Annotated in this window: 14 protein-coding genes and 3 pseudogenes; 6 read left to right on the top strand and 11 right to left on the bottom strand. The window is 68.2% G+C overall.

What is annotated here, in order from left to right; genetic code table 11:
• Positions 1–379 precede the first annotated feature (379 nt).
• Positions 380–1,702, top strand: coding sequence for a hypothetical protein (locus F3L20_RS32365; protein ID WP_150157663.1), 1,323 nt, complete (start codon positions 380–382; stop codon positions 1,700–1,702).
• Positions 1,703–1,940: 238 nt separating this feature from the next.
• On the opposite strand, the pseudogene F3L20_RS32360 reads toward F3L20_RS32365, so the two are convergent.
• A pseudogene (locus F3L20_RS32360) lies at positions 1,941–2,285 on the bottom strand (transposase); the annotation flags it as partial.
• A gap of 557 nt (positions 2,286–2,842) precedes the next feature.
• Between F3L20_RS32360 and F3L20_RS35045 the strand changes: the two are divergent.
• Positions 2,843–3,053, top strand: a pseudogene (locus tag F3L20_RS35045) (IS110 family transposase); the annotation flags it as partial.
• Positions 3,054–3,120: 67 nt separating this feature from the next.
• Positions 3,121–3,432, top strand: a complete 312-nt coding sequence (locus F3L20_RS32350; RefSeq protein ID WP_150157662.1) for a hypothetical protein — start codon at positions 3,121–3,123, stop codon at positions 3,430–3,432.
• Between the two features lie 78 nt (positions 3,433–3,510).
• On the opposite strand, the gene F3L20_RS32345 is transcribed toward F3L20_RS32350, so the two are convergent.
• The 4 genes from F3L20_RS32345 to F3L20_RS35040 form a co-directional block, all read right to left on the bottom strand.
• On the bottom strand, positions 3,511–4,062 hold the full coding sequence (locus F3L20_RS32345; RefSeq protein WP_240811020.1) for a hypothetical protein: 552 nt from the start codon (positions 4,060–4,062) through the stop codon (positions 3,511–3,513).
• Positions 4,020–4,343 (bottom strand): hypothetical protein, encoded by a 324-nt coding sequence (locus F3L20_RS32340; protein ID WP_150157661.1) that lies wholly within the window; start codon positions 4,341–4,343, stop codon positions 4,020–4,022. Before F3L20_RS32340 ends, F3L20_RS32345 begins: the two co-directional genes overlap by 43 nt.
• Before the next feature lie 301 nt (positions 4,344–4,644).
• On the bottom strand, positions 4,645–5,151 hold the full coding sequence (locus F3L20_RS32335) for a hypothetical protein (protein ID WP_150157660.1): 507 nt from the start codon (positions 5,149–5,151) through the stop codon (positions 4,645–4,647).
• Between the two features lie 314 nt (positions 5,152–5,465).
• Positions 5,466–6,116 (bottom strand): hypothetical protein, encoded by a 651-nt coding sequence (locus F3L20_RS35040; RefSeq protein ID WP_240811019.1) that lies wholly within the window; start codon positions 6,114–6,116, stop codon positions 5,466–5,468.
• A gap of 13 nt (positions 6,117–6,129) precedes the next feature.
• On the opposite strand from F3L20_RS35040, the gene F3L20_RS35500 reads away from it, so the two are divergent.
• Positions 6,130–6,591 carry an RNA polymerase sigma factor gene (locus F3L20_RS35500; RefSeq protein WP_346768151.1) on the top strand — a complete coding sequence of 154 codons (462 nt, stop codon included), beginning with the start codon at positions 6,130–6,132 and terminating at the stop codon, positions 6,589–6,591.
• 112 nt (positions 6,592–6,703) lie between these two features.
• Here F3L20_RS35500 and F3L20_RS32320 read toward each other — a convergent pair whose 3' ends face one another.
• The 4 genes from F3L20_RS32320 to F3L20_RS32305 all read right to left on the bottom strand — a co-directional run bounded on the left by F3L20_RS32320 (position 6,704) and on the right by F3L20_RS32305 (position 10,034).
• Complete coding sequence (locus F3L20_RS32320; RefSeq protein WP_150157658.1) at positions 6,704–7,456, bottom strand: SDR family NAD(P)-dependent oxidoreductase; 753 nt, start codon at positions 7,454–7,456, stop codon at positions 6,704–6,706.
• A 147-nt stretch (positions 7,457–7,603) separates the two neighbouring features.
• The gene (locus tag F3L20_RS32315; protein WP_150157657.1) at positions 7,604–8,311 is read right to left on the bottom strand and encodes an SDR family oxidoreductase; all 708 of its coding nucleotides are present in this window, start codon (positions 8,309–8,311) and stop codon (positions 7,604–7,606) included.
• Positions 8,312–8,448: 137 nt separating this feature from the next.
• Entirely contained in the window at positions 8,449–9,270 is an 822-nt protein-coding gene (locus F3L20_RS32310) for a maleylpyruvate isomerase family mycothiol-dependent enzyme (RefSeq protein WP_150157656.1), read from the bottom strand.
• On the bottom strand, positions 9,267–10,034 hold the full coding sequence (locus F3L20_RS32305; protein WP_150157655.1) for an enoyl-CoA hydratase/isomerase family protein: 768 nt from the start codon (positions 10,032–10,034) through the stop codon (positions 9,267–9,269). Before F3L20_RS32305 ends, F3L20_RS32310 begins: the two co-directional genes overlap by 4 nt.
• A gap of 315 nt (positions 10,035–10,349) precedes the next feature.
• On the opposite strand from F3L20_RS32305, the gene F3L20_RS32300 reads away from it, so the two are divergent.
• Together F3L20_RS32300 and F3L20_RS32285 are read left to right on the top strand one after the other, a co-directional pair.
• Positions 10,350–11,270 carry a LysR family transcriptional regulator gene (locus F3L20_RS32300; RefSeq protein WP_150157654.1) on the top strand — a complete coding sequence of 307 codons (921 nt, stop codon included), beginning with the start codon at positions 10,350–10,352 and terminating at the stop codon, positions 11,268–11,270.
• Positions 11,271–12,223: 953 nt separating this feature from the next.
• Positions 12,224–12,492: pseudogene (locus F3L20_RS32285) on the top strand (Tn3 family transposase); the annotation flags it as partial.
• 160 nt (positions 12,493–12,652) lie between these two features.
• Here F3L20_RS32285 and F3L20_RS32280 read toward each other — a convergent pair.
• Complete coding sequence (locus F3L20_RS32280; RefSeq protein ID WP_150157653.1) at positions 12,653–13,963, bottom strand: MFS transporter; 1,311 nt, start codon at positions 13,961–13,963, stop codon at positions 12,653–12,655.
• Positions 13,960–14,565 carry an ArsR/SmtB family transcription factor gene (locus F3L20_RS32275; protein ID WP_150157652.1) on the bottom strand — a complete coding sequence of 202 codons (606 nt, stop codon included), beginning with the start codon at positions 14,563–14,565 and terminating at the stop codon, positions 13,960–13,962. The genes F3L20_RS32280 and F3L20_RS32275 overlap by 4 nt, the downstream gene beginning before the upstream one ends.
• Positions 14,566–14,687 lie beyond the last annotated feature (122 nt).

The raw sequence follows: 14,687 nt of genomic DNA, 5'->3' as shown, positions 1-14,687 counted from the left end.
GAGGGCAGGGGGCCGGTTGTGGCGGTGGAGTGGGAGCGGGTCGGGCAGCCGGGGTTCGACCGGATCGTGGAAGCGCTGGTGCACCGCGTGTACGACGCGACGGCGCGTGTGGAGGCGGTGAACGGGCGCGGCGGGGACGACGGCATCGACATCAAGGTCACCCACGGATCGAGGGTGCGGATCTTCCAGTTGAAGTACTACCTGGACGGTTTCCCGACCACGGCGTACAAAGGGCGGCGCAAGTCGATCAGGCAGTCGTTCACGCGGGCCATGCAGCACCGGCCATGGGAGTGGATCTTGGTGATGCCGTGCACCCTGACCACGGGCGGAGCGGGAGTTCGTCACCTCGCTGGCGGCCGGGCAGGCGGTACGGGTCGGGGTGTGGGACCGGGCCAAGCTGGACGGGCTGCTGGCCACCCACGCCGACCCGGAGGCCTCCTTCACCCGGAACCAGCTGTTCGAGGCGGCGAAGGTCTACGGGCAGGAGCGGGCGCTGCTCATGGACGGGGTGCGGGATGTGAGTGCCCGCGTGACGGCGCTGGGGCGGCAGGCCGACGGGCTGGACGACCACTGGACGGTGGACTTCGCCCGCCAGGGCGAGACGGTGGTGCACACGCTGCGGGCAAAGCACCCGCGGGCGCACGAGGTCTCCCCCGTGGAAATCACCCTGACGGGCAACGGCCCCCTGCCGCCCGACCTGGCCCAGGCCGTGCGGCGCAGCCTGGGTTTCGGGCTGCCGGAGGAAGTGGTGCTGCCGCGCGGGGCGGTGGAGAGCCTGACGGTCAGCGGGCCGGAGTGGCTGTCCGGGGAACACCGGGACGTCGAGGTGCGGTGGCAACCGGCGGACAAGGTTCCCCTGGCCGAGACGGCGGTGGAGGTGGCCTTTTTCGACGGCGAGCACGTCACCGCCTGCTACCCGGGGACGCTGGCCCATGTGGGGCGCGGCAGTGTCGGGCGGTCCGTCAGGGTGGATCTGGCGGGTGGCAGCCTGGAATTGATGATCCCTGCGGCGTCCGGTGCTTCGGCTTCGCTGCGGTTCGCGTTTTCGCTGGAGAAGCTGGAGCCCGCGGCCGGGCTGCGTCTGCTGCGGATCTATGAGCGCATCGCGGCCGGCGGTGCCTTCGAGGTCCGGGCGAGCGCCGAGGTCATCGGCGGCGGCGAACTGCCGCCGCGCCCCGAGGCCGCGCGTCAGGAGGCGGCCCGGCTGCGCGGCTACATCGAGGATCTGGAGGCGGTGCAGCGCCACTGCGAGCAGTACTTTCCCGTTCCGGACGAGCTCACCCCGGCCGACCGGATCGCCCTGCGCATGGCGCGCCTGCTCGTCCAGGGGTACTGCGTGGCTTCCCCGTTCCTGACCCGAGCCCGCTTCACCCTGAACGGGCAGGACTCCCCCACGCTGCGGTCCCTGCTCAGCGGCGAGCCCCACGCCGTGCGGGGCAGTGTCGCCGCGTTCGCTCTCACCCTCGCCGGAAGGCACCTGGAGCTGGGCCCGGTGCACTTCTACCACCCTCACGTCACCGTCGACGAGGAGGACGGCCGGCGGGCGCTGGCCGCGCTGGGGGCCGGGCGCGGCCAAGGCTGTGAGATCACCGTACGGCCCGTCGGCGGCGAGTGCTTCCGGCACCTGCTGCGCGGTGCCGCACCCGGTAGCGGGTGGACTCCCGTGCCGCTGGAGCTGCCCGGCTTCACCGAACCCCGCTGAGGCCGTGCACTGCCGATGGCCCTCGCTGTTGGATGCGGGCGGGAGTCGTCCCGTGCGGCCGTGTGGCCTGGGAGCGGGTCGTCAGCCGCCGTCGCGGGCGATCCGTCTGCCGATGGCGGTCCAGACCGGCTCGGCCGCTTCCTCGGGCACGGCGCCGGTGAGGCCGTCGAGGTGCTCGACCGCCTCGCGGGTGATGTAGCGGTCGGGGTCGGGGGATTGCAGGTAGCGGCGCAGCAGATCTGTAGCGGTCAGGGTCGAAGCTGGTTGGTCTTCCGCCCGCGCTGCCTTTGCGTCGACGGTTGGCGCGTTGGTCCTTCGGTTCCGGGATGGTGTGCTTGATGTCGCGTCGCCGCAGGTAGCGGCGGTTTCTGCGGGAGCTGTACGCCTTGTCGCCGCTGACATGGTCGGGCCGGGTCCGGGGACGTCCGCCCAGCGGGCGGGGCACCCGGATCCGGTCCAGGACCTTGATCATCTGTGGGGCGTCGCCCCACTGGCCCGGAGTGATCAGGGGAGCCATCGGGCGGCATCCGCCTTCCCCGGCGAGGTGGATCTTGCAGGTCAGCCCGCCCCGGGACCGTCCGAGCCCCTCGGCGGCAGCATGCACTGGCCGATGACCGAAGGGCAGGTCCTGCACCGTGACACGGAGCAGGTGGTCCTCGAAGACCCGGTGGTCCTCCCGGACGGACCGCACGACCGGCAGCAGCTCGGCGGTGAGTTCGCCGGGGGTGTGCTCGCGCAGGACGCCGGACTCGCCCGTGAGAATGGCCAGGTGCCGTACTCCGTCGGCGGAGCCGTGGCGCGCGGCGGGAGCTCATCGAGGCCGCACCGAACGCGCTCGGTACGAACGAACTGCCAGACAACAACGACTGACGAGCGATTCCTGTCCCGAATAGGGCGCTGGACCTGCATCTGGGCAGGGCCGCGGTCACATCGGGCGCTGGGGAGTTCGGTCAGCGGTGGCGGAGTTCCCCCGCCCAGTTCCGGAGCTGGTCTTCGAGGTCCAGGTTGTCGCCACGATCGGGATGCAGCGGTCGTAGGAGTGGTAGCCGCCCTGGGAATGTCACCGTCCCTGCCAGTGGTGGCGGGTGAGGTCGGCGACCCTGGCCATCTGGTTCTTGGCGCAAGAAGTCGTCCATCACCCGTCGGTGGGTGGAGAACGACCGCCAACCACGCGGGATATCTGTGGGCAATCTCAGCCCTTCCGCACCCACCTGGAGCTGGTGCCTACTGCCGGCGCCGCCGCGAGGTCGGCGATTGGCACGCGGCCGCCCAGCGCAACCTCTTCAACCGCATGATCGGCCAGGTCTACCACTGCCTCCAGCACCGCAAGCTGTTCGACGAATCCCGTTCAACTCGCCGCCGCAGCCTGACGACAGATCACGTCTGTCATGCTGTCGTCCTCACGGGACGGAGGAGGCATGACCGAGCCGATCGCCGGATGGATCTGGTGCCGCAACCTGCATTCCTTTTTTCGGTTGCTGTCCCACTACGCCGGATACGACTTCGACGACACCGACTGGGAAACCATCGAAGCCGGCGTTCAGGAGACTGACGACGAAGCTCCCGACGGCTGGTACTCGTACCCCCTGGTCGGCACTAGCGTCACCTTGAGCGTCGCCCTCGCCCAGGCCGTCTGCGGCGAGGAAGTGTCCGTCAGCGTCACAGGTGCCGAGACGCTGGAGCTTCGGCTCCGCACGGACACTCTCCTGTCCGCCTTCGCCAGCATCTAACCACCGCCAGCAAGTCGGGATCCAGAATGCACCGGATCGTAGAGGGCCGATGATCCTCAGGGGGAAAGAACCGGACGCTCAGCTTCCTGCTTGTGCTGCCGAGCGCTTGTTCAAGAACTGCTTCGCAGTTTCGACTGCTTCCCTGCTGAGTTCCTCGAAGGAGACTCCCCAGCTCTCCTCCCAGCCGTCCAGGTTGTGCGCGCAGTGGACCAGTGGTTCCAGCTCTTCGGGGTAGCCGAGGTCCTCGGCAATGTCTGCCCAGATGAGATGGGTGCCGGCGGCGGCATCCAGGGATCCGTCAACAATCTGACCGGCGACCCAGTCGGCCATCGCCCACTTTGCGGCCCGTCGATCAGCGGGAGGGCGGAAGAGCAGGCCCAGCTCCTCCAGTACCTGGTCGAAGAGTGCGGGAGCTTCGGGCTCTTCGCTCCGGAGGAGGCCGGCCAGCATGGCAAGAGAAGGGCTCTCAATCCCTGCGATCAGAGCGTTCAGTCCTGCCTGGATGAGCCGGTCTGACCCGACGTGCCTCTCGAAGGCCCGCTCGCGCGCGATGTGGCTGAGCTGCTTGAGGGCGTCGTCGCGGGTCATCAGGATCGTCTCGGTCGGCGTCTGGGAGAAGAAGGCTCGCACACCGGCCGACGCTGATGCATTGTGTTTCTCTTCGAGCGACCAAACCTGGTTGCCTGAATGACTACCGGTGGCACAATGGGCCTGGTGAAATAGGTCCTCGGCAGGTTGAACTTGAGAACCACCCAATCGGCGATGATCCTGTTGAACGGGTTGGCCCAGCTCTTAGCCCAGTCGCGCTGGAACTGGAAGAACTGGCCCCACGCCGCGGAGCGGAACGGCTCCGGCCGCCGCGCCTGCTCATCCTCCTTGGGTCCCTCGTCCGGCTCAGCCTCGTCATTCATGGCGACATGTTGCCACTGCGCCGCCCGTGTAAGCGATGGATTACTAGCCCGGGACGCCGGCGCCAGCGAAACAGCATTTGCGCGACCTCGCCGGCGAAGCCCTTGGCGGGTCGTCATACCTGCGCTGTTCATCGGCCTGCTGACGACTGAACGCACCGATCTGTAGTGAGGTCACGACCAGCAGATCCGCAGTCGGTCCCGGCGTCCCAGACGCTTCACTGTCACCGGTGCATCAGCGCCTCAAGACGAAGGCCTCGCTCGTAAGGGCGCCCGTTGGGCGGTGACACAGGCGCCTCCGTACTCAGCTGGTCGAGGCACCGCCCTCATGATCTGCCTCGGCGGCGAGTTGGGCCGCGAGGGCGTTGAAGGCGGTGACGTACTGGTTCGCCGCGCGGAGGGTAGCGCTCTCAGGCTTGACGTTGTATGTCTGAGCCGCGCCATTGCCGAAGGTGACGTTGATGACGGCGGCGCCCTTGTTCTTGCGGCCGGTGGCTGCGGCGGTCACGCCCATGGTGGCTACGCCCGCGACGAGACGGGTGGCGGTCCATGCTTTGTGAGCGCCGGCATCAACGAACTCGGCGTGCCCTCCAAGGATGGGTCCGAGATCAGTCTGACCGAATTTGGACCCAGGCCAGAGGTGCATCATGCACGCCTGGTTGAGGGTCTTCTCCGCCGGATGAGTCTGGCGCCATTCGGCGAGGGCCGCCTTCTCTGCCTTCCGTTTGGCAGCCCACTCCTCGCGCTGCTGTCTCTTCTCTGCCCGCTTGGCTTCCCGCTCTGCGGCTCTCTCTGGGTCTCGTTTGAACAATCGCCCCCCTTGGACGGTTGTGCTGTGATCAGCAACATCCGCCGCGCGAAGGAGAAGTGAAGGCATCTTAATCGGGCTGTGATCTAAGATGAGCCCGAGAGGTTCCCCGTGCCGGAGCGTTGAGGGCTGAGGCTTGTCGGGGTACCGAAGCGGCTGCTGTGCTGACGGGCGTAGCCGCGACGGCTCGGACAGCGTGGTGGAGCCCATCGCGCGTAGCCGACAGGCGCAGCGAAGTTCTTCATCCGGGTAGGAAGGTCCACCGAGATCGCATTGTCCAGCAGGCCGGTATGCCAGGCCTGCACAGTGGTTCTGGTCTACTGCGGGCTGTGGCGTACGAGCTGGCGTAGGCGTGCTTCGACCTCGTACCGGTTGAGGCACTTGGTGCGGGCGTAACGCGTCACTGCGGCCTGAACTACTTCCGCGGCCTGGCGCCATACCTGGCGTTGCAGGTCCCGCTCGTGGTGGTCGTCGAGCTGTTGGAGCTTGTGGTGGGCGGCGTCGGCGGCCTGCTGCAGCGTGATCAGTTCGGTGGTGCCGCAGCGCCGGATGCCGTTCGGGCAAGGGTAGAGGGCGCTTGTGTCACAGTGCCAGAAGTCGAGGACGCGGAAGCCGGAGACGATACGCAGGTCGCCGTTACGGGCGATGACATGGGCGGGGAGACGGTCGCTGCGGGTCCAGTGGGTGTCGTTGCGCTGGGCGTAGGCGGCTCGGTCGGTGTGCCAGGCCGGAGTGATGCCGTTCTTGGCAGCCTTGCCTGCGCGGGCCCGTACCCCGCGCAGGCCGCGTTCATCGATGGTGGACAGCTGGACTTCCCAGCCGATGCGGCGGCCGTCAGCTCCTTCGACGAGGGTGTCGGTCTGGATCCAGGTACGGCCCACCCGGGTGCGGACCTCGCTGTCACCGCCAAAGCCGCCCTCGTGCGCGGCGCGCAGGATCCGTTCCGCCGAGGAGCCTAGGGCGCACACGTACCCTGGGGCCGTGAGAAGTGCGGGGTTCGAGGAGCCGTCCGACGGTGAGCTGGTGCGCGGTGCGCGCAGCGGGGACGTCGCGGCGCTCGGGGCGCTACTCGGACGGCACCGGGCCGGGATGCAGGCAGTGGCACTGAGCTTGCTGGGCAACCGGCCGGATGCCGAGGACGCCGTCCAGGACGCCTGGCTCATCGCCTTCCGGCGGATCGGCGACCTGCGGGAACCCGAATCCGCGGGCGCTTGGTTGCGCATGATCGTGCGCAACGTCTGCCTCTCCCGGTTGCGCTCGGCACCCACCACGATGCCGTTCGTGGACCTGTCCCCGCCGGTGGCGGAGTGCGGACCCGAGCAGGTCGTGCTGACGGGCCCGCGGGGCGGATCGCCGGCAGGGCCCGGGAGGCCGGTCGTGGCTCGGGCCAGTCGACCATCAGCCGTCGTTCCGCACAGAGTCACCCACCGCGGGCGTCTTTGACGCGTACGCCGAAAGGGAGCGAAGGCAGGCGATGTGACCTGCCGCCCCCGGCATCGGGGGGCCGGTGCCGCAAGGGGCTTGGGACGGGCCTGGAACACGCGCCGAAGGGGTGTCAGACGGCGGTGCGGCCGCCGTCCACGGGCAGGAGTACGCCCTGTACGAAGCTTGCGGCGTCGCTTGCGAGATAGAGGACGGCGGAGGCGATTTCCTCGGGTGTGGCAGGGCGGCCGACCGGTGCCTGTGCGGCGAGGGCGTCGAGGTCCTCGCCCATGAGAACTGTGCCCTCCGTGCGGGTCGGGCCGACGCCGACGGCGTTGACGCGAACCCCGTGGGGCCCGTATTCGGCGGCCCATGCTTTGGTCAGCAGGTTGACCGCCGCCTTGCTGGATCCGTACAGCGACATCCCCGGCACACCGTACGACGCGACCTGTGTGCTGATGTTCACGATGACCCCCTCGCCGCGCGCGGCCATCGCCGGTGCCAGCTCGGCGACGAGGAAGAACTTCGCCTTCACATTGAGATCGTAGACGGCGTCGAACTCCTCCTCGGTCACCTCGTGGGTGGGCCGGAACGGGTATGCACCCGCGTTGTTGACGAGGATGTCGACCCGGCCTCCGCCTGCCTGGCGGGCGCGCCGTGCCAGTGACTGTGCGGATGCGGCGTTGCTCAGGTCGGCCGGGAGGAAGTCCGCCCTTCCACCACGTGCGCGGATCGCGGCCACGGTGTCCTCGCCGCGTGCGGTGTTGCGGCCCGCCACCAGGACGTGAGCGCCGTGTTCGGCAAGCGTCGCCGCAGTCGCCGCGCCGATGCCGCTGGTTGCTCCGGTCACGAGGGCTACGCTGCCGTTCAAGAGGGGGGAAGTCATCGTCAGTCCTTCCGGACGGGGGTCGGTGTTTCAGGGGTGCGCGGAGATGGGGCGGCGAGCGCTGGGCGGCCCCGCACGGGCACACGGCAGCCGTGACGGTTGGCAGGTCCGGGGTGCGGGCGGCGGCGGGTGCCTGATGCCGGTGGGTCAGCCGATGCTTGCGCCGCCGTCGACGCGCAGGATCTGGCCGGTGATGTGTGCGGCTTCCTGCGACAGCAGGAAGCACACGGCCGCGGCGATGTCGTCCGGACGGCCAAGCCGCCCAGAGGGTGTGCTCGCGAGGTAACGCTGCTTCGAGGGGGACCCGGCAGGATTGTTGGCACGGAACAGTTCCGTCTCGGTCGGTCCGGGGGCAACGGCGTTGACGGTCACTCCCGTCGTGGCGAGCTCGCCCGCCCAGGCTCGAGTGCAGAAGTCCAGTGCCGCTTTGGCCGCTCCGTAAGCCGTGCGTTCCGGTTTGCCCACGGTGACCAGGCTGGTGATGTTCACGATGCGGCCCCAACCGTGCGCGGTCATGGCCGGCAGGGTGGCCTGGACGACCTGGACGGCGACGCGGACGGTCACGTCGTAGACCGCGTGCAGATCGTCCAGCTGGACTTCGTGCACGGATGCGGGTCGAACCAGGCCGACATTGTTGACTACGGCGTCGACGGGCCCCTGGGCGAGGATAGCCCGAAGGGCTGCGTCTGTGGCTGCCCGATCGGACAAGTCGACCTCGTGGAAGTCCCCGGGGAAGGCGTCGGTCGAGGCCCGTGCGAGGCCGATGGGCCGATGTCCCTGACGGGCCAGGCGTTCGGCCACCGCCAGGCCGATGCCGCGTGAGGCTCCCGTGATGAGCACGCGTCGAGAGGCCATGGTGGAGGAGGTCCTTTCTCGTTCCCGCATCGCAGGGGCGGTTGATTCCGCGGTGAGGGGAGGGGCGAAGGCCACGGGTGCCGATGCCATGGGGGTATCGGCACCCGTGGCGGGGCAGAAGCCGGTGACCGCGTAGGTCAGAATCCGGGGAATAGGGCCTTCAGGTCGGTCAGGGTGACCGCGCCGCTCACCTGGACTTCGTCCGTGGGCTGGTGGCGGCCGTAGACGAGACGCAGTACAGCCTCCGCTGCACCCGTGACGGAACCGGCAGGTTCGGCCGGCTCACACGGATACAGGTGCAGTTCGGCACCGAGGTCCAGCAGCACGGTCCGGGTCGGGCTGGTCAGGGCGATCGTGAGCTGTGCCGGAGCGAGCCGGGTGAGGGTGGTGGCGTCACGGAAGCGGGTGGCGATCAGGTCCAGCCGCTTCCACAACAATTCCACCTCTCCTGCCGGAATCGTCGTTTCTGGGGTGAGGGCGGCTTCGATGTCCCAGGCGTGGACGGATTGTTCCGAGAGCCGATATCCGGCGTAGTCGGGGAGGTCGAGCAGGCCGGCGAAGTACGGAACACGCACCTGCGGCTGCTGGGACAGGTCCAGCGAGTCCAGAAGCTGCAGGTGTCGTGCATCAGCTTCCTGCCATGCCTTCCGCTGTGCCGGTGCCGACAGCGTGTTCCACCGCTGCCACACCGGCTCCAGGTCCTGTCGTACCGGCCCTCTCTCATCGCCCGCGATGCCACGCTCAAGCAGGCCGGTGGAGATCTCGGCGGCGCTGCCGAGATGGGACAACACCTGCGCGATGCTCCACCCGTCGGCCATCGAGGGCTGTTCCAGCTCCCGCTCGGACAGGGAAGCAACGGTGTCGGCCAGGCGGTGGGAGCTAGTGTGGAGGGCTTCGAGCCAGACCGACAGGCTGCCGGCCCCATTGATTGGGGAGGGTGCCATCACATCCTCGCTCACTGCTGCTGGTAGGCGAGGTCAGCAGCGGTGAGGCCCTCGAGAGCCATGCCGAGCTGAAGCCCTTCGGCCATACGGCGGCTGATGCGCTGGCGCAGGGTGACGGCGAGGTAGCGGGTGAGCAGCTGCGGCTTGGCGGCCAGATCCTCTGCGAGCTGCTGGGCGCGGGGCAGGACCCGCTCCAGCGGCAGGACTTCGGCTACCGCGCCCCAGCGCTCGGCCTGCTCGGCCGTGAAGGAGCCCTGCGTCAGGGTCAGATAGCGGGCGCGGTTGACGCCCAGGGCCTCTTCCCAGGCGATCTGGATGCCATCGCCGGGGACGATGCCGAAGGTCAGATGGGGGAAGTCGGAGAAGACGGTGGTGCCGGCGGCGATGACGACGTCCGCCAGCAGGGCGTACTCGCTGTGGACGGACGCGGGACCGTTGACCGCGGCGATGACGGGCATCTCCAGGTCGACCAGGCGCTGCAGCACGCGGCGGCCCTCCGCCAGCGTGCGGTCCCACTGGGCCGGCTTGGTGATATCGCCCAGGCTGGCACCGTCGATGTCGGTCATGAACCGGTCGCCCGTGCCAGTCAGAACCAGAACCCGGTTGTCACGGTCCTCACCGATCTCGAACAGGGCACGGGGGAAGTCAGTGTGCATCTCACCGGTGAAGGTGGCCGGACCGTCGTCGGTGTGGAAACGCAGCGTGAGCACACCCGAGTCCGTGCGGCTCATTGCCAGGTTCTTGAACGCGGTGAAGTAGGAAGGGGTCTGCTGAGACACGGATGGCTCCTGAGGTGATCTCGGGCGGTCGATCCGCCCTGTGCCCCTACTCAACTCCTGCCGCAGCGGGATGCATAGCGCCTGGCCAGAGGGCTTGCCGAGGGCGGTCATAAGCATCGGTGATGGCGTCGTGCGGGGGTTTGCCGCCGCGCGCCTCGAGCCTGGCCGGGTTCGTGCGGACCGCTTCGGCGGCGCCCGCACCGTCTTGGCTCCCTGCCGAGACCGGCGGTACCGCGCTTCACGGACAGCTACACCGCCATGGGGCCGCGCAACGCGCGTGACCACGCCGCCGGCTGCTCGTGATGCGATGGGGGCATGGAAATCCGAGCGATGCGTGCGTTCGTCACAGTGGTGGAAGAAGGCGGCCTGTCGGCGGCGGCACGACGGCTGCACATCAGCCAGCCCGCCCTGTCCCAGACCATGAGCGCCCTGGAACGCGAATTCGGTCAGCAGCTACTGATCCGCTCCTCCACGGGCGTGCAGGCCACGGACACCGGCCTGACGCTGCTCGCGGAATGCCGTGCCGTACTGGCCCGCTACGACCAGGCCCTTGCGGTCATGACCGCGCGCACCGGGGAGAGCGCGACCACGCTTCGGATCGGCATCCCGCTTGAACTACCCGCCGACCTGCTGTCCAAGGCACTGCTCGAACTGTCCACCGCCCACCCCGACACGCAGGTCCAAGCCCGGCACCTCTCCACCTCGGCGCAAGTCACGGAACTCCACCAGGGCAACCTTGAGCTGGGCCTGCTACGAGAACGCCCCCAGGGGCAGGAACTCGACGCAGTGCTGGTCGTGGAGGAGCGCCTAGGCGTTCTGCTCGCGGCCGAACGTGCCGCAGAACTGGCCGGCCCCGACGGCATCCGCCTGGACGCGCTGAACGCACTCTCCTGGGTCGGTTTCCCCCGTTCCGGCAGCCCCGCCTGGTACGACGAACTCACCGCCATCCTGCGCAGCCATGGAATCGACCCAGGCCCGCAAGTCCCTGACGGGCAGCCGTTGATCGCCGAGGTCAAACTCGCCTCCGTCAGCGCAGGACGCGCCTTCACCCTGGCACCCCCGGGCTGGTCCCAGCCCCTGCCCGACTCCGTCACCTGGTTCCCACTGGTAGGTCACCCCATCGTCCGGCGCACCTGGGCTGTGTGGAACGCAGGCTCTCACCGCCGCGATCTCGGCCACCTGGTGGCAGCCCTGGACCAGCCCGCCACGAAAGCAGCGCCCGACGCGACACGCTGACACGTGCAGCCCATCAGCCGAGACGGACGAGGGACGACAAGGAAGAACCCTGTCCACTCCGGCTCGGCTCTCACGTCCTTGATTCGCGGCCGCGCAACGACGAGCCGAAGCTGAGGGCCGGGTGTGTGCAAGCCGGCACCCGGCACAAGCCCGGCCCACAGGTTCCGCTCGACGAAAACCGTGCGAGAACCCCCAGGGGGTCACGGGGCCGAAAGGCGCGTCTCGGTCCAGCCGACCATCACCGCTCGACGAACAGCCGACTCGCCGCCGGCGCCCTTGGCGCATTCGTCGAGATAGCGGATGCAGGAGATCATGAGTGTGCGCTGCCCCTTCTCGTCGACCGAAACGTGATGGGCCAGGCAGTAGCGCTCGCCGCTCGCCCGGTCGCCCGGTCGCCGGCCAGCGAGATAGTGCCCTGCCCGTTGAAGTGGGCGGTCGCCCGGTAGACGTTGAGGTTGTCGAGCACGGAAGCGAGTGAGACTGTGTCCTACGTGGTGAGGCGGACGAGTCGTTTGTAGCAGCACAGGGCGGCTGCCAGTTCGAGAAAGACACCTCAGGTACTTAGCGTGTCAAGCTGCGGCGGCGAGGTCGACGGGGCTCGGCGGGCAGCCGACACACAGTGCTGGTGCACCCTGATGACGCCGCCGGCCTTCAGCCACTGCCCAACTGGGAGAACAGCAGTGGGTGCTGCGGACCCACAGGCGATGAGGGACTCAACCGGGCCTGCCCCTGCGGCGCTCCGGTCGCGACCCTCGCGGCCGACTGTTTCGGGCCCTTCGAACTGCACCTCGACCCCGTCCGGACCTACGTGTTTTCCCAGTAAGACCGCGACGCCCGCGGGCGTCGTGCACGACACTCACGACGGGACCCGTCCACCCAACTTCTTCACGACTACTTTCCGTGGTGAACGACGGTTCGCAGGGGGACCTGCCGCCGAGCTGGGCCAGTTCGGACAAGACCAACTCGACGCGCTCGGCCTGGTCCTCAACGCCATCGTGCTCTGGACGACCCGCTACATCGACGCCGCGGTTGCCCAGCTCCGCGCCGAGGCCACGAGATCCGGGACGAGGACATCGCCCGGCTCTCCCCGCTCAAGCACAAGAGCTTGAACCTGCTCGGCCGCTACAGCTTCACCGCCTCCACCCCGGCTGCGGGCGCCCTACGGCCTCTGCGGGACCCGGATGCCTCTGGGCTCGACGATGACGAGGACGGCGTGGGCTGACCGGGTCAGGAGCAGACCAAGGCGCCGATCACCTTGTGGGCCGCGGCCTTGGTCAGGCGCTTCGCGGCGGTGGCGGTCCGCTCCCTGGAAGTCCGCGACCTTATCGCCGACGGGAGGTTCTGGCGCTCGGTTCCAAGAAGGAATTGCCCGGCGATCGTGATCAATGACGAGGTAGGGCCGACTTGCCATCAGAATCCAGCGTAAGTTTGGAGTTACTCGTTGCAGGGCGGGACGTCGGCAGGTCCCGGGATCGCCGGATCGGGGAGAAGAGCAGGATCAGTGCGGCGAGGGGGACCCCCGCTGTCGTGATGGCCATGGCAGTGCGGAGGCCGAGTGCGGTTCCGAGCACACCGCCGAGCAGTGCTCCGATGGGGATCGTTCCGTAGCTGAGAAATGCTGTGCTTGCGGTGAGGCGACCGAGGAGATCAGGCGGGCAGTAGCGTTGCTGGAAGCTCGCCTTGATGATGTTGCCGGCGACGACGCCCGCGACGACGCTGAAGCCGCCTGTCACGAAGAGCAGGGTCCCGGCTCCTCCGACCGTCAGCGGGATGAGTAGACCGAGCATGGGAAGTCCCAGTTCGAACAGCAGTGTCGCGCGGGCCGTGCCGATCCGGTGCGCAACCCGGCGTGCGGCGAATGCCCCAGCTACGCCTCCGGCACTGGTCGCCGCGATGAGTACGCCGACCGTCCCCGGGGTCAGGCCGACGCTCCGGACCAGGAAGACCACTTGGATTGACTGGTATCCCATAAGGGCCAGGTTGGAGGCGGCTCCAAAGAGTGTGAACGTGCGGAACCAGGGGTCGTAGGCGATCAGTCGCAGACCTTCGCGGACTTCACTGACCAGTGAAGTGGGGCGGTCGGTTCTGGTGATGCGTGGCTCGCGGTGCCGGATGCCTGCGAGGCACAGGAGGGAGACGAGGAATGTCGCGGCGTTGGCGAACATCCCGTTCACCGCACCTGCCAACTGTGCGATCAGTCCGCCGGAGCCGAGCCCGGCAATCTGCGCGGCGGATGCACTGCCGTGCAGTTTGGCGTTGCCTTCGGGTTGGTCATCGGGTTCCAGAATGGTGGGGAGATAGGCGGTGTAGGCGGTTTGGAAGAACACTGCTGCCGTGCCTGTCAGCAGGGCGACGACCAGCAGTAGTCCGATGCTCAACCGACCGGACCATGCGGTGACCGGGACGCTGGCGAAGAGTAAGAGGGAGACCGCGGCGGCGGCCAGCATGATTGGTCTGCGGCGCAGCCGGTCCACCCAGGCACCGACCGGGAGACCGATGATCAGCCAAGGGGCCCAGGCGGCGGCGTTCAGCAGGCCGACCTCGAACGTGCTGGCGTGCAAGGTGGAGACGGCGACCAGTGGCATCGCCACCCCGGTGACGGACGCGCCGAACTTGCCGGCTGTTTCGCCGCACCACAGCAGGCGGAAATCGCGGTGGCGACGCAGGAGGCCGCCGCCTATGCCGTGGCTCATGCGGAGCCACGCTCCTTGCGGGGGAAGGACTGGAGCTGCACGACGACGGGGAGCGCGTCCGGAGTGGGCTCGGCGTCCGGCGCAGGGGTATGGCGGGCGATGACGGCCATCAGCTCCGCGTTGAGTGCCTCCAGCTGTTTCGGGGTCATCCGCAGGTCACTCCAGTCCGAGACGGTGCCGGCGCTCCGCCACGTGTCGTCCCAGTCCTCGCTGATGTAGTTCACGACCCGGTTGAAGTGCTGCTGCAGCAGTTCGTGCAGGTAGACCGACAGCGCGCCCCGGGTGTCGGGATCGTCGCGGAAATCGGCAGTGTTCAGCTCATTGGAGACGTCGACCCTTCTCCACCAGCGCTCGCGTTTCGTACCGCGTCCGGTTTCCTCCACGATGAAGCCGTGCTCGGCGAGGTGGCGCAAGTGCCAACTGATGGTGCCGGTGTTCTCCCCGAGGCGTTCGGCGAGCCTGGTGGCGGTAGCAGGGCCGTCCAGACTGAGCAGTTCAAAGATGTTCATCCGCAGTGGATGGGCCAGCCCCCGCAGGCTGCGCGCATCAAGGCGCCGGGTGGGCTTGGCGGGCTGGGATGTGCGTTCGAGTTCGTCTGACATGCCAACAGCGTAGATTACAGAGACTCCTCTGCATAGCATTCTCTGCAGAGGAAACTCTGCCAGTGCGAGGCGTCACTGTCGGCTCGGCGGGCGAGACGGGAACAACCGAGCAGTCGGTCGGG

Origin of the sequence: Streptomyces tendae (genome assembly GCF_008632955.1) — a bacterium.
Lineage (GTDB): Bacteria > Actinomycetota > Actinomycetes > Streptomycetales > Streptomycetaceae > Streptomyces.
Note: the sequence above shows the minus strand (reverse complement) of the source record. Positions and strands in the feature narration are given on the sequence as shown.